At 46.2% G+C, this 26,206-nt stretch carries 20 protein-coding genes; 4 read left to right on the top strand and 16 right to left on the bottom strand.

Annotated elements, in window-relative coordinates; genetic code table 11:
• Positions 1–35: 35 nt before the first annotated feature.
• From HOP45_RS01880 to HOP45_RS01830, 11 genes are all read right to left on the bottom strand, one after another.
• Positions 36–1,757 carry a serine hydrolase domain-containing protein gene (locus HOP45_RS01880; RefSeq protein ID WP_181347196.1) on the bottom strand — a complete coding sequence of 574 codons (1,722 nt, stop codon included), beginning with the start codon at positions 1,755–1,757 and terminating at the stop codon, positions 36–38.
• A gap of 251 nt (positions 1,758–2,008) precedes the next feature.
• A complete protein-coding gene (locus tag HOP45_RS01875) occupies positions 2,009–2,971 on the bottom strand; it encodes a Gfo/Idh/MocA family protein (protein ID WP_181347195.1) in 963 nt (320 codons plus the stop codon).
• An 83-nt stretch (positions 2,972–3,054) separates the two neighbouring features.
• A complete protein-coding gene (locus HOP45_RS01870) occupies positions 3,055–4,146 on the bottom strand; it encodes a DUF871 domain-containing protein (protein ID WP_181347194.1) in 1,092 nt (363 codons plus the stop codon).
• 257 nt (positions 4,147–4,403) lie between these two features.
• The gene (locus HOP45_RS01865; protein WP_181347193.1) at positions 4,404–5,372 is read right to left on the bottom strand and encodes an ABC transporter ATP-binding protein; all 969 of its coding nucleotides are present in this window, start codon (positions 5,370–5,372) and stop codon (positions 4,404–4,406) included.
• The gene (locus tag HOP45_RS01860) at positions 5,365–6,348 is read right to left on the bottom strand and encodes an ABC transporter ATP-binding protein (RefSeq protein ID WP_181347192.1); all 984 of its coding nucleotides are present in this window, start codon (positions 6,346–6,348) and stop codon (positions 5,365–5,367) included. Before HOP45_RS01860 ends, HOP45_RS01865 begins: the two co-directional genes overlap by 8 nt.
• Positions 6,345–7,274 carry an N-acetylmuramic acid 6-phosphate etherase gene (gene murQ, locus HOP45_RS01855; protein WP_181347191.1) on the bottom strand — a complete coding sequence of 310 codons (930 nt, stop codon included), beginning with the start codon at positions 7,272–7,274 and terminating at the stop codon, positions 6,345–6,347. The genes HOP45_RS01860 and murQ overlap by 4 nt, the downstream gene beginning before the upstream one ends.
• Before the next feature lie 19 nt (positions 7,275–7,293).
• A complete protein-coding gene (locus tag HOP45_RS01850) occupies positions 7,294–8,124 on the bottom strand; it encodes an ABC transporter permease (RefSeq protein ID WP_219914436.1) in 831 nt (276 codons plus the stop codon).
• Positions 8,125–8,146: 22 nt separating this feature from the next.
• Positions 8,147–9,091, bottom strand: coding sequence for an ABC transporter permease (locus HOP45_RS01845; RefSeq protein ID WP_181347351.1), 945 nt, complete (start codon positions 9,089–9,091; stop codon positions 8,147–8,149).
• Positions 9,092–9,175: 84 nt separating this feature from the next.
• Positions 9,176–10,723 carry an ABC transporter substrate-binding protein gene (locus HOP45_RS01840; RefSeq protein WP_181347189.1) on the bottom strand — a complete coding sequence of 516 codons (1,548 nt, stop codon included), beginning with the start codon at positions 10,721–10,723 and terminating at the stop codon, positions 9,176–9,178.
• Between the two features lie 15 nt (positions 10,724–10,738).
• Positions 10,739–11,818 carry a serine hydrolase domain-containing protein gene (locus tag HOP45_RS01835; RefSeq protein WP_181347188.1) on the bottom strand — a complete coding sequence of 360 codons (1,080 nt, stop codon included), beginning with the start codon at positions 11,816–11,818 and terminating at the stop codon, positions 10,739–10,741.
• Positions 11,819–11,824: 6 nt separating this feature from the next.
• Complete coding sequence (locus tag HOP45_RS01830; protein ID WP_370457927.1) at positions 11,825–13,021, bottom strand: anhydro-N-acetylmuramic acid kinase; 1,197 nt, start codon at positions 13,019–13,021, stop codon at positions 11,825–11,827.
• Positions 13,022–13,542: 521 nt separating this feature from the next.
• Here HOP45_RS01830 and HOP45_RS01825 point away from each other — a divergent pair.
• Complete coding sequence (locus HOP45_RS01825; protein WP_181347187.1) at positions 13,543–14,781, top strand: MFS transporter; 1,239 nt, start codon at positions 13,543–13,545, stop codon at positions 14,779–14,781.
• 435 nt (positions 14,782–15,216) lie between these two features.
• Here HOP45_RS01825 and HOP45_RS01820 read toward each other — a convergent pair whose 3' ends face one another.
• Positions 15,217–16,071, bottom strand: coding sequence for a MurR/RpiR family transcriptional regulator (locus tag HOP45_RS01820; RefSeq protein WP_370457926.1), 855 nt, complete (start codon positions 16,069–16,071; stop codon positions 15,217–15,219).
• Positions 16,072–16,145: 74 nt separating this feature from the next.
• Positions 16,146–16,916: a putative hydro-lyase gene (locus HOP45_RS01815; protein WP_181347186.1), complete on the bottom strand. Its 771-nt coding sequence runs from the start codon at positions 16,914–16,916 to the stop codon at positions 16,146–16,148.
• Between the two features lie 125 nt (positions 16,917–17,041).
• On the opposite strand from HOP45_RS01815, the gene HOP45_RS01810 reads away from it, so the two are divergent.
• Positions 17,042–17,470: a flavoprotein gene (locus HOP45_RS01810; protein WP_181347185.1), complete on the top strand. Its 429-nt coding sequence runs from the start codon at positions 17,042–17,044 to the stop codon at positions 17,468–17,470.
• Between the two features lie 284 nt (positions 17,471–17,754).
• Here HOP45_RS01810 and HOP45_RS01805 read toward each other — a convergent pair whose 3' ends face one another.
• The 3 genes from HOP45_RS01805 to gltB all read right to left on the bottom strand — a co-directional run bounded on the left by HOP45_RS01805 (position 17,755) and on the right by gltB (position 24,738).
• Positions 17,755–18,486, bottom strand: coding sequence for a GntR family transcriptional regulator (locus tag HOP45_RS01805; RefSeq protein ID WP_181347184.1), 732 nt, complete (start codon positions 18,484–18,486; stop codon positions 17,755–17,757).
• Positions 18,487–18,680: 194 nt separating this feature from the next.
• Positions 18,681–20,162 carry a glutamate synthase small subunit gene (gltD, locus tag HOP45_RS01800; RefSeq protein WP_181347183.1) on the bottom strand — a complete coding sequence of 494 codons (1,482 nt, stop codon included), beginning with the start codon at positions 20,160–20,162 and terminating at the stop codon, positions 18,681–18,683.
• Positions 20,163–20,178: 16 nt separating this feature from the next.
• Positions 20,179–24,738, bottom strand: coding sequence for a glutamate synthase large subunit (gene gltB, locus HOP45_RS01795; RefSeq protein ID WP_181347182.1), 4,560 nt, complete (start codon positions 24,736–24,738; stop codon positions 20,179–20,181).
• Between the two features lie 137 nt (positions 24,739–24,875).
• Here gltB and gltC point away from each other — a divergent pair, with 137 nt between their 5' ends.
• Both gltC and HOP45_RS01785 read left to right on the top strand, forming a co-directional pair.
• Positions 24,876–25,778, top strand: a complete 903-nt coding sequence (gene gltC, locus HOP45_RS01790; RefSeq protein WP_181347181.1) for a glutamate biosynthesis transcriptional regulator GltC — start codon at positions 24,876–24,878, stop codon at positions 25,776–25,778.
• A gap of 167 nt (positions 25,779–25,945) precedes the next feature.
• Positions 25,946–26,113, top strand: coding sequence for a hypothetical protein (locus HOP45_RS01785; RefSeq protein WP_181347180.1), 168 nt, complete (start codon positions 25,946–25,948; stop codon positions 26,111–26,113).
• The last annotated feature ends 93 nt before the right edge of the window (positions 26,114–26,206 follow it).

The raw sequence follows: 26,206 nt of genomic DNA, 5'->3' as shown, positions 1-26,206 counted from the left end.
CACGTCCTTTCTTAGGATTGTTTGATAGATGCGTGTTAATAGGAGCGTTTTTCCCATTCATCCGAACTCAACTGCAAGGAATCAGGTTGTTCGCCGTCTTCTTTAATGGTCGGCTCGCTTACATACCACCCTCTGGAATTGACCGAGCCATCCGTGTTATAGCGGAACCGGACAAACTGAGTGTCTTTTGGTATCGCAACATTTACATCTTTCCAATTTCCGCTGCTGCCTGTATAAGATTCAGGCGTTACGTCTTCCCAATTCTCCCCGTCACTCGATACCTCGACATACCCGAAATCATAGTTATTTTCGATCCGGTACCAGGTACTAAACCTTAACGTTGCGTCATGATCAAGGTCTATTTCAGCTTTTAACGTTTTGTCAGCCGAGCTGCCGTATCCTGCGAACCAGGTGTCACGATGTTTCGGTGTGTCAACTGGTATGGCATCAGCTACCTGTCGTGCCAAAGCTCGTCGTGCGGGATTCGTGGATGGGGTGTCACGCGTGGGGTGCACGCGGTTGGTGAGTAAAATAGCCACGGTTTTGTTGTTGGGATTGATCACAATGGACGTGCCTGTATACCCGGTGTGGCCGATGGTCGTGCTTTCAGATAACGCATCCATATACCAACCCTGGTTTAGCTCCCATCCTAAACCGTGAGCGTTACCAGGAAAATCCGGAATTTGATTGTTTACGAGTAAATCGATGGTGGCTGGCTTCAAGATTTGCTCGCCGCCATAGCGACCATCATTAATAAAAATATGGGCAAACTTAGCTAAGTCCGAGGCCGTGGAGAAAACGCCTGCATGGCCCGCAACGCCGTCTAATGACCAAGCGTTTTCATCGTGGACCTCTCCCCAAACGATACCCCGATCAATATAAGGCTGGAATTCCGTGGCGGCCGTTTGCTGTTTTAACGATTCTGGGGGGTTATACATGGTGTTGGACATATTGAGTGGATCGGTGATGTTATCCGCAACAAATTGATCGAGACGTTTCCCGGACAGCTCTTCAATTAATACACCGAGGGTAATCATATTCAGATCACTATATTGATAGCTTTCCCCTGGTTCGGCTGTGAGCGGTTCTTCCATGACGATCTGCAAGCGGTCTTCACGACTGTCACCTTGTTGATACAAGGGTATCCAGGCAGGAAAACCTGAGGTGTGGGTCATCAACTGTCTAATCGTGACCGCTTCTTTCCCATTGGAGGCGAATGATGGCAGGTAATCCGCTACAAGATCATCCAAATCAAAGGCGCCTTGTTCATAAAGGATCATCGCGGAAGTTGTCGTAAACAACTTGCTGATCGAAGCTAAATCCATAATCGTATCTTTTTGCATAGCAACTGGATCCGACATGACTGTTCCTTGGTCATCTTCGTATTTCGCCGCATAGCCATAAGCTTGATGCTGCACCACGTGACCGCGCCTCGCAACATGCGTAATGGCTCCCGGCATCACACCTTCACCAATCAGCTCCTGCATCGTGTCATCGATTTCCTGAAGTGGCTCTTCGCGCATCCCCGCTCCTCGTGCCGAACCTGGATGGAGCACGTTAGAAATCGGTCCGGGTGTGCCCCACGAAAAAGCAGGGTGATGACGTGACTGAGACGATTTTTCCGAACGGTTCTCGATTGTCGGGCTCTCTTTGTTTCCCTGGGCTGCAGTCAGAGTCGGTAGGCTCAGCGTCAACCCCATAACAATAGACAACACGAGCGCTGTTGATTTTTTCAAGACATGTATCCACTCCCTCATTCGATTTGCCCTCCCCTCTTCATGAAAGGGCTTCCATTACTTAAAAGCTTATCTTTAATAGATATAGTTGTCTATACCAATAAAGTTTGATTTTTCTGACGAAATTCCGCAAACCCACTGTTTTAACCACAAAAAAATCGACGAAAACCCTATCAGTTTCCGTCGATTTCTCAGGATATCGCTTAAATCAGACCCTTATTTAGGGCAAAACGACCGGTAAAGTCAGATTAAAATTTCCCTCGAACGTTCTGCTATTTTCCCTGGGCATAAAGCTGTTCAAGCAGATGGATATTGTCTAACGTGTGCTTATGGTAAGCTTCGAGCGATTCATCATCCCGGATTGCATTGGCGAAAGCTTCAACTTGCTGTCTGTATTGATCTCCCGAAATGGTCTCTTCTCGAATACCATCTTTATTTTCAATCCGTATGACCCCCTCATGGTCATTGTTATCAGGTCGGAAAGCAAACGGCACCGTGATGCGGCCAATCGCACCGACTATTTCGTATTGATGGCGCAGCGGCATGGTGAACCCGCAGTCGATTTGGGCGAGCACGCCATCTTCCATTTTCATAGAGATCAAGGAGGCCACGTCCACATCGTATTCCTTACCTTTTTTTGATATTACTTTGGATTCGGCTGGCGAGCCCTCAAGCATATCGAGGATAACATGGGTTCCGTAGCTTCCTACGTCCCACATACTTCCGCCGCCTTTGGAGGAATCAAGACGGATATTATAATCTTCTTCACCAAGCGGAAACGTGAAACTGGCCTTCATCATTTGAATCTTACCGATTTCCCCGCCATCAATCAAATCCTTCACCCATTGATGCTGCGGATGGAATTGATACATGAAAGCTTCTAAAAACTTTACGTTGTTACGATTGCACACATCTATCATCTCGGCCGTATCTTCACGCGTAAGAGCAGCCGGTTTTTCACATAAGACATGTTTTCCCGCTTCCGCTGCTTTTAGCACCCATTCTTTATGCGTATGATTCGGAAGCGGAATATAAACGGCATCAATCTCGTTTTGCTCAAGCAATTCCTCATAACTGCTATAACTTGTGGCAATATTCATTTCTTCAGCAAATGCTTTTTCATTTCCACTGCTGCTGGCAACGGCTATAACTTCCTGATCAAATGCACGCTCTATAGCTGGAATTAACGCTTTTTTAGCAATGTTGGCTGTTCCTAAAACGCCCCAACGAAGCATAATACCCTCTCCTTTAATCAGCTGACTCGATCTATAATCAAGTGTTACTCACAGTATTCCCATGCCAGCGAACAACACAAACATTACGACATAAATTGGAAAGTACGCCATGAATCGAGAAAATATAACAAGCTAAAATCAGGGAGTGATACACGGCCGACCTTATTTTTTCGTTCATCAGCCGGCATTTCTTTGCGAGCGATCTGCAATTCCCCTTTATAACGGCCGTATAAATTGTTCCCAATCAAGATATCCCCCGGGTAAACCGGCCGGCTGCTGTCAGAGGAAGGCGGAATATCCGATTGTTTATAAAGCGCCCGTGGCTCAGTAGAACGATACATATAATCGGATATATCGCCGCGTACGTGATGGATATGGTTATACACTATAGCATGTTCAACCCGTGTTATCTGATCGTTTTCTTCCAATTGTAACGTGATAACATCCGAACGGAGTTGTGCCAACTGCTCAAGCTCTTCGTCCGAGGCAAACATATTCCCAACGATGATGTCGTCAATCAACCCTGTCGCCCATAACCATTTCGCCTGATTGGCAACAGCAAGCTCGCGCTGCTCTTCGATCGTCGGTAAGCCTTCAAATTCACCCGACAGTCCAAAACTGCCACGTTGCGACGATACAAATGCCGCTGTTTTGAGTCCATGCGATTTGAAATGCTGACTCGTCTGCAAAAAATGCTCCTTGGACAGGCCGGTAAATTTCTGCGGATAAAAATTATGACAGCTTATAAGTCGCTCCTTATTAGGACGATGAGCCATAACCGCTTCCAAATTGCCATCATGCATACTGGAATTCAACTCCAACAGCAAGCCAGACTCATCATAGGTCAACGCTGCTTCCGTTTTAGGATCCAACCCTAAATCAAGCCGGAGCCCATCAATCCCGATGGCCTTAAATTCACGCACCTCTTCATAGCTGAGACCCCACTCCTCAAACACTTGCGGAGCAACATCCGCTATCACGTCAAACCCCAGATGCTGAGCATGCGTGTACAATTCAACAAGCTTCTTATACTCCCTACTTTCTTTTTTTACCGCTATCAAGTTCGTAAAAATCCGAGTAAAGCCCAGATCGTGCGCCTTTTTCATATAATCTTTTATGTCAGTCGTTTCTGCGTGCTCGGGATAAATCGAAATTCCGAGCTGGCTTCGTGTCATGGTTGCTCCTCCTTATCGTCACTGTTACTTCCCTTCGTGTTCCCTAAACACCAGCATAAAAACGCGTTTTTCAGATAAAATAGCCGATCATATATAAAGCCCAGGATATAACATCCGGGGCCACAGTAGTGCGTTCACGTTTTGGACTCGTTTATCGGTCGAAGCTGCTCCTTTTTCAGTCTTACACTACCAGATATCGGTCAAATGCCGCGCTTTTTCGGTCTAGCTCAGTTTTTATCGGTCTAACGCTCAGTCGACTATTCATATAAGTGACAGGCAACTAAATGGTGCGGCTTCACTTCTTTGAATTCTGGCTCCACACTTGAACATACGTCCATGGCCTTCGGGCAACGAAGATGAAAAGGACATCCAGAGGGCGGGTCTGCCGGACTCGGGACATCTCCTTGCAAGATCACCCGATCCTTTGTCTCCAACGGATCAGATTTGGGAACGGCTGATAATAACGCCTGCGTATAGGGGTGAAGCGGGTCTTCGTAAATAGAATCGGTCTCTGTCATTTCCATCATTTTGCCGAGATACATGACACCCACCCGGTCACTGATATGCTTGACCACATTTAAATCATGAGAAATGAATAAATACGTTAGATTAAATTCTTCTTGCAAGTCCATCAGCAATTTTAAAATCTGTGCCTGAATGGAAACATCAAGTGCTGAAACCGGCTCATCCGCTACCACGAATTTTGGCTTAAGTACGAGGGCACGTGCGATGCTGATGCGCTGGCGCTGGCCGCCGCTGAATTGGTGGGGATACCGATCAGCATGCTCAATCGGCAAACCGACTTTTTCTAAAATGTCATCAACTTTAGGGTCTACGTCTTTTTTCTTTAGATCGAAGTGTGTAAATAAGGGCTCTGATACAAGCTGGCGCACCGTCATTCTTGGGTTTAAAGCACTATAGGGGTCCTGGAAAACGAGCTGGATATCTTTCCGTAATTGACGAATCTTTTCAGGTGAAAAACGTAAGATGTTTTCATCCTCAAACATGACTTTTCCGCCCGTCGGTTCTAGGATGCGCAGAATGCTTCGGCCCAGGGTTGATTTTCCACACCCGCTTTCGCCTACTAACGAGAACGTTTCTTTTTCTTTAACGTCAAAGCTTACATCGTTCACAGCTTTGACATGCCCTACTGTTCGTTTGAAGACGCCCGCTTTTATGGGGAAGAATTTTTCCAGTCCTTCAATTTTTAAAATCGCATCAGCCATTGTGAACCAACTCCTCCTGGTAGAGCCAGCATTGACAGGTGTGGTCCTGTGCAACCTCTTTTACATCTGGGGTATGATCGTGGCAGATATCCATTACATGAGGGCACCTTGTGGCAAAACGACATCCTGCAGGCATGTTTTCCACTGAGGGAACCTTGCCTGGAATGGAATATAGCTCATCACCACGGTCTCCGCTAACCATAGATTTCAACAGCCCTTGCGTATAGGGGTGTTTCGGCGAATGAAAAATACTGACAACATCGCTTTCTTCTACGATCTCACCAGCATACATGACGGCGACACGCTCACATGTTTCGGCAATTACACCTAGATCATGCGTGATCATCAGGATGGAGGTATCAAAATCATCCTTCAACTCTTTCATTAAGTCGAGGATTTGCGCTTGAATCGTCACGTCCAATGCTGTAGTCGGTTCGTCAGCCAGCAGCAGCTTCGGGTTACATAGCATGGCAATCGCAATCATGATGCGCTGCCGCATCCCGCCGGATAATTGATGAGGGTACTCTTTTACGACTTCTGCAGGCCTCGGGATTCCAACTCTATCAACAATATCGATACACGCCTTTTTCATTTCCTTTTTTGAAAGTTTCGTATGAAAGCGTAACGCCTCCATAAGCTGATCTTCGATGGTAAACAGGGGGTCGAGGGCTGTCATAGGCTCTTGAAATATCATGGAGATGTCCTTCCCTCTTACCTTACGCATCTCACGGGCTGATTTTTCCAATAGCTGCTGCTCTTCAAACACAATCTCGCCCTTGGAGATGTGCAGAGGTGGGGATGCTAACAAGCCCATTATGGAAAGAGCGGTTAAACTCTTGCCGCTGCCAGATTCTCCTACTATCCCGTAGATTTGCTGCTTTTTAATTGTTAGACTTACATCCTTCACGACGTTGTGAGTTTGACCGTCTTTGGTTACGTCAATTTGCAAATTGTTAATATCCAATACATACGTCATGACTCCACGCCTCCCCCATTATCATGAGCAGCTTCTATAGCTTCTGCTACTTTACCGTCCGCTTCCTGAAGTAAGTCGTTTACTTTTTCCAAATCAAGATGTGTTTTTTCCATGACGATGGCTTCTTTTACTTTCCAATCTGTAGCTGTTAACAGTTCAACCGCTTGTTTTTTATTTACATCTGTTGTCCATTGCAAAATCCTGACTGCCCGGTTTTTCAGCTTTTGGTTCGTTGCTTGCACATCAACCATTAAATTCTGGTAAACCTTACCCATCTGAACCATTGCAACCGTGCTTAACATATTAAGGACCATTTTTTGAGCTGTACCCGACTTCAACCGTGTCGACCCGCTTAATATTTCAGGGCCAACGATGACATCAATTGGTGTTTGGGCGAGCTTGCTGATCGGTGTGTCAGGGTTACAGGATAAACTGATCGTGTCTGCCCCTTTTTCATTGGCATAGCGCAACCCTCCTATAACGTAGGGCGTCCGTCCACTGGCCGCAATGCCCACCACGACATCATGAGACGAGAGCGCATGAAAGGCCAGATCGTTTGCACCTTCTTCTTCGGAATCTTCTATCCCTTCGACAGCAAATTGCAGCGCCGTTTCACCCCCGGCAATCAACCCCTTTACGAGATTCGGAGATGTATTAAAGGTCGGCGGACATTCCGACGCATCGAGCACACCAAGCCGCCCACTCGTACCGGCTCCGATATAGAAAAGGCGTCCCCCCTTTTGGAGGGCTTTAATGATTGTTTCGGCAGCGGACGTAATTGCATCAAGCTCCTCTTCTACAGCATGAGCTACGACTTTATCTTCACGGTTCATATTTTCTAGTGCCTCTCTGACACTGAGTTGATCCAATTGTGCTGTCATCTCATTCAATTGTTCTGTAATTAACTGCTCGTCTTGTGTCTGCATATCATGTTCTCTCCATCCCTTATGATTTTAGCTTCGGATCCAGCAAATCTCTTAAACTATCGCCTAATAAGTTAAAACAAAAGATAGTGACGATAATAAACAACGCTGGAAAGATGGCAATCCAAGGCGCGATTTCCATGTATTGTCGGCTTGCATTCAACATCGACCCCCAGGAAGGATCAGGTGGCTGTATGCCTAAGCCTAAGAAGCTTAAGGCTGCTTCTGTCAGAATGGCTCCAGATAGAGCTAGCGTAATTTGCACAATAAACGGAGCCAGTATGTTGGGGGACACGTGACGTAGAATGACTTTATGTGTTTTAACTCCGATCGCAGCTGCACTTGTGATAAATTCCATTTCCTTAACCGAAATCACCGCTGCTCGAACCGTCCTCGTGAAAACGGGTGTGAATACAATACCAATCGCAATCATTGTATTTCGTAAATTCGGTCCGAGAACAGCGACAATGGTTAAAGCTAGTAAAATATCAGGGAAAGCGAATAAAATATCCATAATACGCATAATAAGGTGATCGACCCAGCCTTGGAAGAAACCTGAAACGAGGCCAAACACAAATCCGAGCGTAGCTCCGATCCCGACGGAAATTAAGCCGACATACAATGAAACTTTCGCTCCTTCAATGACCCGGCTGAAAATATCCCGGCCGAATTCATCAGTGCCAAACCAGTGGGCGGCACTTGGCCCCTCCAGAGTATGGCTTTTATACATCTCGGTAGGGTCATGCGGTGATAAGAAAGGGCCAATGAACCCGATAAAGATCACGAGCGCAACGCCGATGACTCCCACCAGCCCAACTTTATCTTGTTTCAATCGATTAATGATTTCCTTCATAAAACCCACACTTTCTACCTAACTATTTATACGTAATTCTCGGATCCAAATAGGAATAGAGTAAATCCACGAGTAGATTGATCAGGACAAATACAAACGCTATAAACAACACGGCGCCTTGAACAACAGGAAAATCACGCTGATTAATCGCGGTCAAGACCATTTGGCCTAAGCCTGGTAATGAAAAAATTTGTTCGATGATAACTGTTCCACCCAATAACACACCGATTTGCATGCCGATGATGGTCAAGATGGGGATCATCGCATTTTTCAGGGCGTGATTGAAAATGACGACCCGTTCACTTGCCCCTTTCGCACGAATCGTTCGGATAAAATCTTGCCGCAGGACTTCCAGAACCGTTGAACGCGTCATTCGCATCACGGCGCCAGCCATCGCTGTTCCAAGGACAATAGCAGGAAGCACCATCATTTGGAGATTTTTTAGCGGATCTTCCAGTAATGACACGTAACCAGCAGGCGGGTAATAAGAAAAGGTTAACGACAATACAAGCAGTAATAGAGTCGCCAAGGCAAAATTCGGTACCGATACCCCGAGCAAGGAAATCACGCGCACCCCAAAATCAGTACCTGTGTTACGCTTAACGGCAGCAATAATGCCGAGTGGTATGGCGATCAACCATGATAAAAACGCCGACAAAAGCGTCAATTCAAGGGTAAGACTGAACCTGGATAAAATATCAGGCAATATCGGTTTTCCCGTTCGTAAGGAGACACCAAAATCACCGACTAGCACCCCGGAAATCCAACTGAAGTACTGCTGATAAAAGGGCTGATCCAAGCCGAATTGTTCGGTCAACTGCTGCCTCGACTCCTCTGTTGCTTCTGTGCCCAGCATCGTACTGACGACATCCCCTGGAATCAATTTCATAATAAGAAAAATAAATACTGAAATGCCAAACAGGACGGGAATGAGCATTAACAGTCTACGTATGGTATAAGCAATCATCACATATTCACACCTTTTACAAGTAAAGTGAATCTAAAAGGTAGAAAACTGAGGGCATGCAATGATCGATGCCCTCCAAATTTTCTATTCTATAATCGTTTCATCAAAGTTTTCTGGTTCATTGGCCGTTGGAGTATAATTAGCCACGTTGTTTTGCAGAACAAAATATTTCTTAGGTGAGACTAAGAACAGGTTTGGCGACAAATCAACCAGCCGCTCCTGCGCTTCATTATAAATCTCCCGACGTTTTTCGGTGTCAATGGTCGTACGTCCTTTCTCAGCCAATTGATCGACGCGTTCATCCGAGAAGCCCCAAACATTGGCAGATCCATCTGTCGAGAAGAAAAAACCAATCGAGCGATCGGGGTCATTGCCAGAACTGTTGCGGCCAACGAGCATTTCATGGCTGCCATTTGTCCACGTATCAATGTATTCGCCCCATTCCAGCTGCCTGATTTCTGCATTGATGCCAATCGCTTCTAATTGCTCTTGAAGCAGCTGAGCCGTGTCGACCATGTCAGGATATGTGGATGCTGTTGTGATTTCCGTATCAAATCCATCTTCATAACCTGCTTCCGCCAGCAATTCTTTCGCTCTATCCATATCTTGTTGATACATTTCCTCCTCGGTCACATCAATAGACCACTTGCCCATTGATTCCGGAATCGGGCCAGAAGGTACCGCGTCCCCTTTCCACACAATGTCTGATACTTCCTGGCGGTCAACCGCTAAACTGATGGCCTGGCGAACTTTTTTATCGTTAAATGGCTCCTTATTTACATTGAACCCGACATAACTGTATTCAGTCGACTGATAATCTTTCACAGTCAGATCCTCATTTTTTTCAGCCAATGGAATCGATTGGGAAGCAAGTGTCGTCATATGAACTTCTCCCGTTCGTATCGCGGCCAGACGAGCTGACTCATCTTTCATCGTGAGATACGTAATGCCATCTAGCTTCGGAATGTCATCCTGATAGTAATCTTCAAACTTTGTCAGCTTCACGTGGTTATCCGCTTCCCATTCTTCAAACTTGAAAGGACCCGTTCCTACTGCGGTCTGCATGAGATCACCATTTTCTTCGACGACTTCCTGATCGACGATTGCTGCATTGGTACTCGCAACATAGGAAAGAAATGGTGCATAAGTTTCGCTTAATGTAAATTTAACTTTAGTCGGACTCACAACTTCAATCGATTCCACTTTATCAAAATAGGATTTTGCAATAGAGGCTGTTTCTTCTGCCATAATCCGTTCAAAGCTATATTTGACATCTTCCGCCGTCATTTCATTACCATTATGGAATGTAACCCCTTCCCTCAACGTAAAGGTGTAAGTCTTGTCATCAGGTTGGTCCCACTCTTTAGCCAATTCCGGCTGCAACTCCATATTTTCATCCAACGTCAGTAAACTTTCGTACACCTTTTCATAAATCCTTACCGAAGAATGAGCTGGAACCGTGTGTGGGTCTAAACCTGCCGGCTCTTGGTCATTTCCTATTTTCAATATTTGCTCGCCTGAAGGTGTTGCCTCCCCATCACTTTCACCACTAGAAGCATCATCACCAGAACACGCAACTAAAGCAATAGATAATGCCGCCATCACAACGCAGAAACCAAACCATTTTTTCACACTCTTTTCCTCCCTTTAATGAATGTCATTTTGTAAAATGTGCTGATGGAGCTCTTCTCGAAACGCCTGAAGCGATTGCGGTGTGTCTGAATGCAAGCGATTAGTCAACAGCACCACACTCAACCCCTTTACAGGTGCAACCCATAATGACGTGCCGGTAAACCCTGTATGACCACATCCTTCCGGAAACATCGCAGAAAACTGCCACCCTAAACCTCTTGCCTCACCTTGATCGGTCAACGCCTGTTCAATAAGGCCAGCATCAATATAGGTCCTCCCTTCACAGCGTCCGTGGTTCCTATACACATCGGCTAACCGTACGAGATCCCTCGCATGTGAAAACAACCCGGCATGTCCCGCTTCACCATTAAAATAATAGTAGCAGTTGCCATCATTTACTTCGCCTTGAATCCACTGCTCCGTATTTCTCCAGTTCTGGAAAGAAACGTCTCGTTTCCGGCACATGGCTTGTTCGAATTGATTCCCTGCTTCTGTCGCCGCTACCCGGTGAGCGTTCGGTGGTAAAGGTCCGTAATGCATCACCCTTAATCCGAGCGGTTCACGAATATATCGATCGACCGCTTCGCGGAGACTCCCACCTGTTTCATGAACAATGATTTCCCCCAGCAATATAAAATTCAAATCGCTATAGACAGCATTTTCTTCAATTGCGCTCTGAGCAGCGATATCATTCATAATAGGATAAAACCCTTCTTTACTTCGGCTGTAAAAAGGAAACCATGCCGGCAAGCCTGAAGAGTGGGTCAATAAATGTCGCACTGTCACTTCAGATAGCCGGTTATTTAATGCGTCATACTGCCGGATGTAGGGCAACCTTTGAGGAATGGAATCATCGAGAGACAGTTTCTCTTCGGTTATCAGCCTCAGAATAATCGTCGTCGTCACAAGTTTAGTTAACGAGGCAATATCAAATACCGTATCCGGATTCATATTACGCGCTGGGCGTCTGAGAGCATGACCAAATGCTTCATGAAAAACGATGTGCTCATTTTTTTTAATAAGACAGACGGTACCTGGTACCAAACCTGTTTGTACCGCTCGCTCCAAATGTTCACGTACTGCCGAATATGTCATGCCTCCTCACCTCTCATTCTTCAACAATGCAGACGGAAAAACGAGTTTCCCCATTACAGCTTTTTTGGAGGCCCCTGTCGCGGAAGGCAAATTATTCGATTGACCATGTAAAAATTCATTGCCTAATAAAGCAAACGTTATCGCTTCCTTCGCATCACTTGAGAAATTCAAATCATCAAGTGGCGTCACCCGCTGAGAAAGTCTTCGTTTCAGCCCTTCTAACAGCGTGTGATTATGTACACCGCCACCCGCAATGATGACGTCCTCAGTTTTGTATGCCCGATCCACAAACGTATGAATATGGCGGGCAATGGCCTCTACTGTGTACGCTGTAATCGTAGCGATGATATCCTCAAACCTGAGGTTTCGCTTTTTACCTTCCTGCCAAAGTTGCTCTGCCATATCAGATGTATATAATTCCCTTCCGGTCGTTTTAGGAAGCGGCTGCTTCAAGTAATCATCAGCCTCAAGTATATGCTCCAGCCACTCGACATCCACCTTTCCCTGGGCAGCCAACTGGCCTCCTTCATCATATTTCTTCTCTTTATTCGTCCCCTTTTGCACGATGGCATCAATTAGCACATTCCCTGGCCCCGTATCAAAGGCAAGCACATGATCATCATCACGACCAGCTTCTAAAACAGAGAGATTACTGATGCCCCCAATATTTATTAAAATCCGTCCTTGGGAAGGGTGCCTGAAAAGTAAATCATCGACGAAAGGAACCAACGGAGCCCCTTGCCCGCCTACCGCCATATCCGACGGCCGAAAATCTCCTACCGTTACACAGCCTGTTTGCTCCGCAATAACAGCAAGTTCACCGATCTGCAATGTAGCAGCATGATCAGGCATGTGGAAAATGGTCTGACCATGAGAACTAATGAAATCCACCTCAGCCAGCGGAACCTCCGCCTGTTCCATAACTCGTCTGGCCGCTTCAGCAAACTTTTCTCCCAACCACACATTCATCCTGCAAATTTGGTCTACCGAAGAATCACTGCTATTGCAAAGATTAAGAATACCCTGCGATTCTTCATTGCTATAAGAGAGACTTTCAAACGCCAGCAAATTGACTTCAGTACCCGGTCCCGCTCCGGTAATTTCCACAAGCGCTGCATCAATTCCATCCAATGACGTACCAGACATAAGGCCAATCGCCAATCGTTTCTCCTTTGATACGAGACGTTGCAAATGCGTTAACACATAAGCCCCCCACTCCGAAAAATTGAATTTTTATTTTAATAAAATACTACATGATACGACATAATATTTCAATGAAATTTAGAAAATATTCAGAAAAAAATCTCGACATGTCTATCTTGTAACTCACACAGTTATCGCTAAGAAATGATCAGTCTAGCACCCTCGTTTATCGGTCAAGTCTGCTCCTTTATCGGTCTTACACTCACAGATATCGGTCGAGCGCCTCCCTTTTTCGGTCTAACTCAGACTTTATCGGTCTAGCACTCTCTCATCGATCGAAACTGCTGTTTTTATCAGTCTAGTGACCAACGTTATCACCTGTTTCACATTTTTTTCTTCTAAATCAGCAAAGTTGAATGTACAATTATGCTTAACGATAAATAGGAGGTTTTTTAAGATGTTAAAAATTTTGCGAGGACATTCCAATCGACAAGCAGGAGGGAGAGCAAGTTAAACGAATAAAACCTGCTTAACCTCTTGCCACTAAATAAATAGTTTAGTTAGCAGGAGGAAGCATTAATTTGAAGAAAAATACGTTAGCAGCACACAATATTAACTATTTATTTTGGGCAGAGATTTTTGGTAGTGTCCGCTTTATCCAGCCCGTTTTAACGTTATTTTATTTTGCACGAGGGTTAGATGAATCCCTTATATTACTTGTGATGATGTTTTTCAGTTTAGGTGTGTTGGCTGGAGAAGTGCCTACCGGTGTATTTGCGGATAGATTCGGGGCTAAGCAGTCTTTCCTGGTTGGTTCGATGATGGCGATGGGCAGTCACGCCTTGTTGTTTTTCGCTTATGAACCGTGGGTGTTTTTTATAAGTAGTGCGCTTACTGGTATAGCAGCCACTTTTTTCAGTGGGGCCGATGAAGCGCTGGTTTATGAATCATTATTACTTTCAAAAGAAGAAGGCTTGATGGATACAGCTATGGGGCAAATCGGGTCGGCGAAATTTCTGGTTTCGATTGTCGTTGTGATTACCGGGGCTCTATTAGCTAAGGATTTGACCACCGATCAATTTCAGCTGTTGATCGGACTTGGCATCGTGTTTATGTCGGTCCAGTTTGTGTTACTGTTGTTTATTAAAAATCCACCTGCGCAAGGTGGCTACACTCATCCTGTATCGGCTCAACTTAAAGATGGATTTGGTGCTATAAAGAAAAGCCCGCAAGTTCTGTGGATGTTTATGAACATTACGCTCGTCTTCATCCCGGCCACAGCTATCTTCGAGAAATTCGACCAAAAACTGTTAGCAGATGCTGGGCTGCCGGTCTACCTTATCGGAGTGGTGTACGCAATTGCCGCGTTAATCGGTTTCATTGCTTCACGCTCCATCGGATTGCTTACGAAGGTCATTAATCCTGTCCGCCTATTATTTATCACGGGCATGATAGCAGTACTAGGGCTGACAGGCGTAGCTGTTTTCACCTCTTCCCTATGGGGCGTATTAGGTGTGCTATTCATTTTGAAAATGGTAAGTGCCATACGGTATCCTGTGTATTCAAAGCTGTCGAACGAGATGATTCCGTCAAATGTACGAGCCACGACCATCTCGCTTTTATCCATCTTAGACTCAGGTTTTGATATCATTATTTTCCTGATTGTAAGTGGAATAGCTGTATCAGGCTTTTCACCCTTATTTCTGTTGTGCGCCGGGATCGCACTTTTGGGAACGATGATCCCGGTTCTTCCACGTGATAACAAAACTGGCAAACGATACACATTTAATGACGTTTCACCGGAAAAACTAGCAAAATAAACTATGCAAGAAAAGCCCCTATCACATGTGATGGGGGCTTTTCTTGCTGCCAGGAGGATGCCCCCCTTCCCTTTCCGCGGACGAGCACCCGAGCTTCCTCGCGAAACCCACGCTCGGCGATCTCGGCTCACGCGTTCTTCCGCAGGAGTGGAAGGGGCCTCGCTCCTTGGAATTTCTTTAAGCCAGAAAAAGACTCTCCTTCACCTTGCTCACACTTGCTAGATGGAGGACAATCTTTTCATGTTTTGCGGGCGCCCATTATCTTCAGATTATTAGGGATGTACTTTTTCGGGGATAAAGGAGAACTCTATATATTGGTCTATTTTTCGTTAATTGGTTCTCCGGCACACGTTTTTCAATCGTCACTATTTCCATTTGATTTTGTCGTTCAGAAAAAATCATATGCTCCAAAAATCAATAAGCAGGATCCTGTGATTATTGGTTGATTTGGTCGATGATTTCCTTCGTCCGGTCCAACGAGCGAATGACCTGTTCGTATTGTGTGGAGACAAAGGCCATAAAAAGGATATCCATGACATGGAGTTGCGCCAACCGTGACGAGGTCGCGGCACTTCGCGTGATCGCTTCTTGCGTAGGCGAGGTGGTTAGCGAGATGTCAGCCTGGTTGGAAATCGTGTTCGCTCCATATTTTGTCAAACTGATTGTCATTACGCCTCGTTCTTTCGCCAGTTCGACGAATTTAATGGTTTCGTTTGTTTCACCTGAGTACGACATGGCGAACGCCACGTCCTGTTCGGTTGCGTTTGATAAAGTCGTGAAAGAAAGATGGGGGTCGGTTAAATAGTAGGCCGTTCGCCCCGCACGTAAAAATTTCTGCTGGGCATCTGCGGCCACTAAACCTGAGGCCCCCATGCCGAAAAAGTGAATCGCTTTTGCCTTTTGTAAGGCTTGAATGGCTTTGTCAACGTCTTCTTGCCGCAGCACTTGTTCTGTTTCCCGGATGATTTGAATGCTGTTTTGCGTCATTTTGTTAATAATCGAATCGAGGGGCTCGTTTTCTTCGATTTCCCTGTATTCTTTGTGATCAGGTTTATGCAAATCTCCGGCGATCCTCATTTTCAACTCCTGAAAACCGGATAAATTCAACGACTTACATAGCCGGATGACGGCAGCAGAACTTGTCTCGCTGACTTCGCCGAGTTGTTTAGCTGTCATGGTGATCACTTTTTCCGGGGCATTCATGATATAGGTGGCAATTTTTTGTTCCGACTTAGGGAGATCCTGCATAATGCCAGTCAACATTGCAAAACCGCCAGACAAATAAGACACAAGGCTTCTCTCCTTCTTAGGCATTTCGCTTAGTATATAGGGTTGGCGATGTGTGATGCAAACAACCGTTTACATCAACTGTTCGCATAGTATGGATCGCGTTCATCTGTGATCAACATGTGACCGGGGGCGTGGGTAATCATGATGGGCGCCTTCGCCTGGGCCGCTGCGTTTTGCGGGGTCACACCACAAGCCCAGAAGACAGGGGTACGTTCCTGCGTTTCCCCTACGGCTGGCTCGCCATAATCCGGCTCCATCAGGGAGGATATGCCGATCGCTTCAGGATCACCGATGTGTACAGGCCGACCATGCGCATGCGTAAATTCACCCGATATACGGACTGCTTTATCGACTTGTTCATGTTTGATCGCACGCATGCTGACGACCATGTTGCCTTCAAACATCCCGGCCTGGGCCAAGCTGATAGTCGTTTTGTACATCGGCACGACCCGGTTTAATTCCTGATGAAGCAATGAGATGCCTGCATCCGATAGCGCTTTTTCAAATGTGAAGCTGCACCCGATTAAAAAGGTTACAAAATCGTCCCGCCAATAAGCATGAATATCAAGGACGTCCTCTGTCCATTCTCCATCACGATAAATGCGATATTTCGGTAAATCCGATCTTACATCAGCATCGGCAATAGCAGGTGTCACCTCCCCAGGTTCAAGCACGTCCATCAACGGGCAAGATTTTGGGTTTCGCATACAGAACAAAAGAAACGCAAAAGCATAATCTTTCGGCAGAACGACCATATTTGCTTGTTGGTAATTGTCACATAATCCTGACGTTGTTTCGGATTGTTTTTGTTGGCGAAACATGAGCCGCTGCTGTTTCGGTTCCATAATCAAACTCCTTTAAAATTGAACTTAAGTTCTTCTATTTTTGACGAAAATTGTAAAAAGCAACCAGACAAGGTGAAGTTGTGGTAATATTATGAATATACTATTTTACCTTAAGGGGGAGCACGATGTCACTCGAAAACACAATAGAGACCGAGTTCGCACCATTTTTTCAGACATTCAAAGAGCGGGCAAAGCAAGGGGATATCGCGTATTTGAAATCGGTCATCTCAAAAGATTTGGCTGCCCGTGAAAACCGGCACGGCAGTATCATTGATTACGGATACGAGGAGTCCATTGAAGGTTGGGGTCAAGCGTTCGATTTTTTTGCCGATCAAGATATGCAATGGGTATACACCGACCATTCTACCATTCAATTAAAAGTTGGCGAAGTGATGGCGACCTTTTGGATTTCTCTCGTTCTCGATGGAAAAAAATCCGAAACGGCCAATTTATTTGTTAACACGTACCAAAAAGACCCGATGAGTGGAGAATGGAAACTTGTCCGCACCTATATTGAAGCAGGCGTTGAAAATCCTACCAGTATAAACGCATAGCGAATCCATAAAGAGATGGGGACATAAGTAGAGGTTTCAAAAAACGAACATTGAAAAAGTATATAAGTTTAACGATCTTCATGAGCGTAGTCAAAACACGTAAACTCCTACGGGAACAGCGCGAGCCTAAGCTTCCTCGGAAAGCGGTCTTTGCTTTCCGAGGAAGCTTAGGCCGTGCCCGTGGAAAGCGGAGTGTTTTGACGGAGCGGTCATGGAAAACCTCCCTAAAACACAAAAAATCCGAACGCTTTCAGCGAAATGTTCGGATTTTTTGTGTTGCCGTATTAAATTCCTTGAACGGGGACGAAGGTGAATGTATACTTCTCCGGATGAAAATGAACATGGGAGTATTCAAAACAACGTCCGTCAGCTAAATAGGACAAAGACTTCAATTCAAATAAAGACAAGCCTTCCTGCATATCTAACTGCTTTTGCACGCGCTTCTCTGGTTCACCCGGCAAAATTTCGCTGTAGCGGTGCTGAATGGAATGGCCGATCCGTTCAATATAATCATACTTGGAATATTGCAACGCTCTTTCTGATAACTCCGGAAACAGGTTCACAGGTAAATAGGACTCTTCAAATACGACAGGATCACCATCAAAAAATCTGAGCAACTGAACAAAATAGACGTTTTCATCCTTAGCAAGGTTCAGCTCATCTTTTACGTGAGATGGCGGCGTCTCTTCCCGGAACGTTACAATCTTATGAAGTAAGTCGGTTTTCAATCGGATCATTTCTTCCGTGTAACCGCGCAGTTTGTAGATGCTCCGGTTCGGTTTCGGAGGGGCAGACGTTTCATTGACATACGTCCGCCCGCCATGAACCGAATACAGCGCGCCTTCATGAATAAGCGTTTGAATCGCCTTTCTTACGGTTACGCGACTGACATCAAACATCTTTGCCAGTTTTGACTCTGAAGGTAGAGCCTGATGCTCTTTCAAATGTTCATTAATCACATCACACTTAATTTTTTCCGCAATCTGTCTATATAATGGATTATTCTTCGCTGACATTAATACCACGTTCCTTTTATAATTCATCACTATTATATTATCATGAATCATTCCCCTATTAGAAGTAAATTGTATTCTAGTTCCCTAAAAACAAGCTGTGACGAAGAGTGGCCAGTTGCTCTTGACGGTCTTCCTATCGACAGACTAAAACCCGCAGCACAAGCTGCGGGTTTTAAGGTAGATATGATTGTAAGTCAGGCTGGTAAAACCGTGCTTCCCATTAAGTGATAATCGACCTGTCGTGCAACGCCCCGGCCTTCATTAATCGCCCAGACGATCAAACTTTGACCTCTGCGGGCATCGCCGGCAGCGAATACGCCATCCACATTGGTCGAATAATCTCCATAAACAGCTGCCACACGCGAGCGTTTCGTCGTCTTCACATCAAAATGCTCCAGGACTGGCTGTTCAGGTCCGACAAACCCGATCGCAACAAAGACGTGTTGAGCGGGCCATACTTGTTCAGTGCCGGGAACCTCATGATGCTCATACGAGCCATCCTCTTTTTGTACTTTTTCCAATTGAATGGTGTGCAGTTCTTTCAAATGTCCCTGCTCATCTGCGACCATTTTTTTCGTGTGCACGGAATAAGCGCGAGGATCGTCGCCATATACTTCTTTTGCTTCTTTATAAGCATAATCGAGCGTGTAGACGTTCGGTGGTTCTGGCCACATGTTGTCAGACGGTCGTGCTTGTGGTAGTTCTGGGTGTTTACCGAATTGCACGATGCTGCGGCATTTCTGACGAAGGGCTGTTGCAACACAGTCAGCCCCCGTGTCACCGCCGCCAATCACAATAACATCTTTACCCTCGACATCCACATAGTTTTCGTCCTCTTCACCGAACAAGTGCTTTTGAGCGGCTGTCAGATAGTCCATGGCATACTGGACACCTTCAACTTCACTGCCCTCAATGTTCAAGTCACGGTGGTTTTGGGCACCTGTGCAAAGGATGACCGCGTCATGTTCAGAGCGTAACTCAGCTTCAGTGACATCTTTGCCAACTTCTGTGTTCGTGACAAATTCGATGCCTTCCTCACGCAGCAAATCAATCCTGCGTTCGACGAGGTCTTTTTCCAGTTTCATGTTCGGAATCCCATAAACGAGCAGGCCGCCGGGGCGGTCGTCACGTTCATATACCTTGACACTGTGGCCGGTTTGGTTGAGTTGATCGGCTGCTGATAGGCCAGCTGGCCCTGATCCGATCACAGCGATTTTCTTACCGGTGCGTTGTTTCGGGATACGCGGCTGAATCCACCCATTTTCAAACCCTTTATCAATGATGGCGCGTTCAATATTTTTGATCGCAACCGCTGGTTCATTGATAGCCAGGGTACAAGCCCCTTCACAAGGAGCCGGGCAAATCCGGCCTGTGAATTCAGGGAAATTATTCGTCATCATCAGACGTTCTAAGGCCTCTTTCCACTTGCCTTTATAAACGAGATCGTTCCATTCGGGGATGAGATTGTTAATCGGGCAGCCCGAAGCCGTCCCATTAATTTCAATCCCCGTATGACAAAACGGCGTGCCGCAATCCATGCAGCGTGCCCCTTGCCTGCTCAGCGTTTCATCGGAGAAAGGAGCGGTATACTCTCCCCAATCTTGCAGGCGTGAATGAGGGTCGCGTTCCCGCGCTTCTTCACGATTGTACTCCATAAATCCTGTTGATTTACCCATTATCCTTTCTCCTTTCTTAGTTTATTAACGTTTCGGGTTCTTTAGATGCTTGCTGGTCCTGAACCTTCTGACCTGTTTTCTGTTCAAAAGCGCTCATGACAGCTTCATCTTCAGAAGCACCAGCTAAACGTTCGTCTTCGATATATTTCAACATCTGTTTATAGTCTTTCGGTATTACTTTGACAAAGTTAGGCACGGATGTTTTCCAATGATCCAGTAAACGGGCCGCCTTCTTGCTGTCTGTCTGAAGATAATGGTTGCGCACCATTGCATGCACACCTTTGATTTCTTCAAGGTCTTCTAATGTTTCAAATTCGATTAAACCGTGATTGCACAAGGATTTGAAAGCAGCATGATCTTCAGCATAAACGTAGGCAACACCGCCTGACATCCCTGCAGCAAAGTTTTTACCCACGTCACCGAGGACGACGACTTTACCGCCCGTCATATATTCACACCCATGATCTCCCACGCCTTCAACTACGATATCGGCGCCACTATTCCGGACAGCAAACCGTTCCCCGGCATTGCCGTTTATATAGGCTTCGCCGCCCGTTGCCCCATAAAAGGCAACGTTGCCTATGATGATGTCGTCATCAGACTGGGTAGCTCGTTTAGGTGTCGTAATGGCGATTTTGCCGCCTGATAGACCTTTACCGACATAATCATTTGCATCACCGGTAAGCAGCAGGGAAATGCCTCGTGGCACAAATGCGCCAAAGCTTTGGCCGGCTGACCCATCGAATCGCAAACGGATGGTATCATCAGGCAAGCCCGCGGCTCCATATCGTTTAGAAACCTCACTGCCGACAACGGTACCAACCACGCGATTGACGTTTTGAATGTGATAACTCAATTCGATCGGTTTCCGCGTTTCAATGGACTCTGCAACAGCAGGCAAAATGGTTGTGACATCAAGCGATTGATCGATCTTATGATTTTGCTCGGTACGGCAAATACGGCCGCCTTCCGGCTGATAAATCAACCTGGAAAGGTCGAGATATTTTGCTTTCCAATGCTGCTTGGCTCGCTCACTCACTTCCAGTACGTCGGTGCGACCGACCATTTCATCCATGGAACGGAAGCCAAGTTCAGCCATGATTTCGCGTACTTCTTCAGCGACAAACCGCATATAGTTCACCACATGATCGGCATTGCCCATGAATTTAGCGCGCAATTCGGGATTTTGAGTCGCCACCCCTACCGGACACGTATCCTTGTGGCAGACACGCATCATGATGCAGCCTAAAACGACGAGAGGGGCAGTACCAAAGCCGTATTCTTCGGCTCCGAGCAAGGAAGCCATGACAACATCTCGGCCTGTCATCAGCTTACCGTCCGTCTCAAGCGTGACCCGTTCCCGAAGATCGTTCAGCATCAAGGTTTGATGCGTTTCCGCTAAGCCAAGTTCCCACGGCAGGCCAGTGTGTTTAATACTCGTTTTCGGGGAAGCACCTGTACCTCCTTCATAGCCACTGATGGTGATGACATCAGCTGACCCTTTCACGACACCGGCAGCAATGGTTCCAATACCTGATTTGGCCACCAATTTAACACTGATCTTGGCGTCCCGATTCGCATTTTTCAAATCGTGAATCAACTGCGCCAGATCTTCGATGGAATAGATGTCGTGGTGAGGAGGCGGTGAAATCAGACCAACGCCTGGTGTGGAACCTCGGACATCGCCCACCCACGGATATACTTTTTTCCCGGGAAGCTGGCCGCCTTCTCCTGGCTTAGCTCCCTGCGCCACTTTGATTTGCAGTTCGTCAGCATTGACCAAGTAATGACTATTGACGCCAAAGCGTCCTGAAGCGATCTGTTTAATCGCACTTCTGCGCAGATCCCCATTCTCTTCAACTTCATAACGGTTCGGATGTTCGCCGCCTTCACCGCTATTGCTTTTTCCACCAAGACGGTTCATAGCCACAGCCAGCGTTTCATGTGCTTCCTGACTTAACGAGCCGAACGACATGGCGCCAGTCTTGAAGCGTTTCACGATCGAATCCACAGATTCCACTTCCTCGAGCGGCACAGATTGATCGTTTTTAAACGCAAATAAATTTCTCAAGAAACCGATGCGTTCCTGATTTGCGGCTTCGGAATATTCTTTAAACAGGTTATAATCCTCTCTCCGGCAAGCCCACTGTAAGGTGTGGATCGTTTTCGGATTAAAGGCATGGAATTCCCCTGTGCTGCGCCATTGAAAATCACTGCCTGGCTGCAGAGCTTCACTGAGGTAATCCGCATAGGCATGATCGTGACGATGCTTTGCTTCTTGCGCGATGATATCCAGTCCAATTCCGCTTAATTGTGATACGGTGCCGGTGAAATATCGATTGACGACGTCCGTGCTGATGCCGACCGCTTCAAAAATTTGCGCACCGCGATAGCTTTGAATGGTGGAAATGCCCATTTTAGACATGACCTTAACAATTCCTGTCGTCACACTGTCCATATATTTTTCGACCGCTTCATCGAGCCCCATTTCAAGCGTATCGTCGTTAATCATTTGACGGAAACTTTCATAAGCGAGGTAAGGATAAATCGCATCAGCTCCGTAGCCAATCAATGAAGCAAAATGGTGCACCTCACGCACTTCTCCGGATTCGATGATAATGCTGGCCCGCGTTCGTATCCCCTTGCTCACCAAGTGCTGATGCAAAGCACTTGCCGCTAATAATGGGGGCACAGGCGACTTGTCGACGTCCATTTTTCGATCAGAGATAACCAGCAGACTGACCCCTTCTTGGATCGCTTGCTCTGCTTCTTCACAGAGCTCCTGAAGTTCACTCTCAAGATCTTCATAAAACAAGGCATCAATGGTACGGCTTTTAAATTCAGCCACATGGTTCGTTTGGATTTCGTGCATTTGACTATACGACAACACAGGCGAATCGACTTGTATCCGACGGCAATTGTTCGCATCGGGATGGAGAATATCGCCTTCCGAGCCGAGCAGCGTCATCGTTGAGGTGACGATCTTCTCACGAATGGAATCAATGGCCGGGTTCGTGACCTGGGCAAACAATTGCTTGAAATAATTGAATAGAGACTGCGGACGTTCAGACAGTACAGCCAGTGGAGAATCGTTCCCCATTGCGCCGACGGGATCTTTTTCCTCCTTGACCAGGGGCAAGAGATACTGGTGAAGGTCTTCGTACGTGTAACCGAACGCGCGTTGGCGCAAAAAGATTTCCTCAGGTGAATCTTCTTCAACAAGCTGGGTGCCTTTATCGAGTTTGAGCAGATTGTCATCGAGCCATTTGCGATAAGGAGCTGCTTCAGCCATCTCTGTCTTGATTTCATCATCCGAAATGATCCTGTGTTCCTCTAAGTCGATCAACAGCATTTTTCCTGGACTCAGACGGTTTTTGTAACGGATATTTTCTTCATCCATGTCATCGATGACGCCAACCTCTGAAGAATAAACAATCATATCATCGTTGGTCACATAGTAACGCGCTGGACGCAGGCCATTCCGATCCAGAATCGCGCCAATCTGCTTCCCGTCCGTAAAGGTGATCGATGTCGGACCGTCCCATGCTTCCATCAACGTCGTGTGATATTCATAGAACGCCCGTTTCTTCTGAGACATATGCGGGTTTTGCGCCCATGGTTCCGGGATGAGCATCATCGCTGCATGAGCAGGCTTTCTCCCAGCCAGCACAAAGAATTCAAATGCATTGTCTAGCACAGAAGAGTCACTTCCATTATCATTAAGGATAGGCAAAAGTTTATTTAAGTCGTCACCAAATGCGTCAGACACAATTTGGTGTTCGCGCGCTCTCATCCAATTGATGTTCCCGCGCATCGTATTAATTTCGCCATTATGAATCAAATAGCGGTTAGGGTGGGCACGTTCCCAACTTGGAAACGTGTTCGTGCTAAAACGTGAATGTACTAAAGCGAAGGCAGAAATAAAGTCTTCGTCTTGCGTATCCAGATAGAATGCGTCCACCTGTTCAGGCAAAAGCAGCCCTTTGTACACAATGGTGCGACTGGAAAAGCTTGCAAAATAGAATTCTCTATCCTCTGATTTCGCCCAGTTCTCCACTTGCTTGCGAATCACGTACAATTTCCGTTCAAAAGCAAGTTCTTCGTGAAGAGCATCATTTGCTCCTACAAAGACTTGACGAATAATCGGGCAGGTGTTTTGACCAGATTCGCCTAACTTGGATGCATCGACAGGGACAGTCCTCCAACCTAAAACGGTCTGACCCTCTGCTTCAATATATTGGTTGATGCGTGCTTCTTCAGTCTGGCGCGCCTGTTCATCAGAAAAAAACAGCATACCGACGCCGTAACGACCGCGTTCAGGCAGATTCATGTCCTGACACGTCTTTTTAAAATATTTATGAGGGATCTGGACCATTACCCCTGCTCCATCACCGGTAAAAGGGTCGCTCCCCTGACCGCCGCGATGGTCTAATTGACAAAGCATGTACAATCCCTTTTGAACAATCTCATGCGTCGCTTCACCTTTCAGTGATGCGTAAAGACCGATCCCGCATGCATCATGTTCTAATTCAGGATGGTATAGGCCTTGTGCCTCCGGCATCTGGTTGTATTTCATGATATACCTCCCACGTTCGTACTTTCAAAATTTGAAGAGTCTATTACAATCATTGTAAGTTTTCAAAATGTTCTAAACAATATATAATATAGAACAAACCCATCTAATATTGATATGAATCGAGGAAGGAGCCCGTCATGGAGCTACGTCAGCTACATTATTTTATTGAAGTTGCAGAACGAGAACATATTTCAGAGGCAGCGTTACACTTACACGTGGCCCAATCTGCGGTCAGCCGACAGATTGCGAATTTGGAGAATGAACTAGGAGTGAAATTATTTGAGCGTGAAGGGCGGAATATAAAATTAACGCCGATCGGCAAAATTTTCGCTGATTACACGAAAAGTGCCCTTAAAGCGATCGACCACGCTTCCAAACAAGTCGAGGAGTATTTGGACCCGGACCGCGGGGTCATCCACATCGGGTTCCCTACGAGTCTGGCCGGCCATCTATTGCCGACCGTCATTTCATCTTTTAAAGAGCAGCATCCTAATGTGGCCTTCCAATTGCGGCAAGGCTCCTATCATTATTTGATTGACGCCGTTAAAAAGCGGGACATTGATCTGGCGTTCTTAGGTCCGGTCCCTAAGAAAGATCCGGATGTGACGAGTGACATCCTGTTTACAGAAAGTATATCAGCTTTACTCCCGCTCGACCACTATTTAGCCGATAGCGACAGCATTATCCTGAGCGACCTTAAACATGATCAATTCATTTTGTTTCCTGAAGGGTATATTTTGCGCGACATTGTCGTGGACGCCTGTAAACAAGCAGGGTTCTCCCCCACGATCTTGTCGGAAGGAGAGGACTTGGATGCTATCAAAGGCCTCGTGTCGGCCGGATTAGGTGTTACATTGCTACCGGAGAGCACCTTTTATCACTCCATACCGCGCCACACAGTGAAATTACCGATCAAAATTCCACATGTCAGAAGAACGGTAGGCATCATTACACCAAGCAGCCGCGAGTTGGCGCCTTCAGAAAAAGTATTTTATAAATTCGTCAAAGAATTCTTTTCAAGACTCGAACAATTCGAATGAACAAGAGGGCCAATTCCGCTCAGAAGACTCTTCAAATCAACGACGAACGCGCTGCCCCCTGTCTGACAATCTCATTTTTCCACGCGGGGGTAGGAAAGTCAACGTATCTGTAAGAAAATATGACAAACCATTTCGAAGGCTGTTTAAATCTGGCATGATATTTATTTATGGTTACGCCCAAAAGCGGCCTCATCATTTTTGCAAGCATGAATAATATGTTCAGTAAGTTCCGTTCAGATGCTTCGGTGGTGGGACTGGCCGACCGGACCTTTTCAACCTTTTTCAAGGGGGCAAGCCTGGATCAAACCCGAATGCTTCAGCACGAATATTTATGAATCTCGAGACAAACTTTTGTTGCAATCACCCCGCGATAACGGTACGATTTTATTTATGCGAACCGCTTCACCATCACCCATGCTATATTTGAT

This window comes from Thalassobacillus sp. CUG 92003, assembly GCF_013618635.1.
Classification (GTDB): Bacteria; Bacillota; Bacilli; order Bacillales; family Halobacillaceae; genus CUG-92003.
This window is presented reverse-complemented; position numbering and strand designations above follow the sequence as displayed.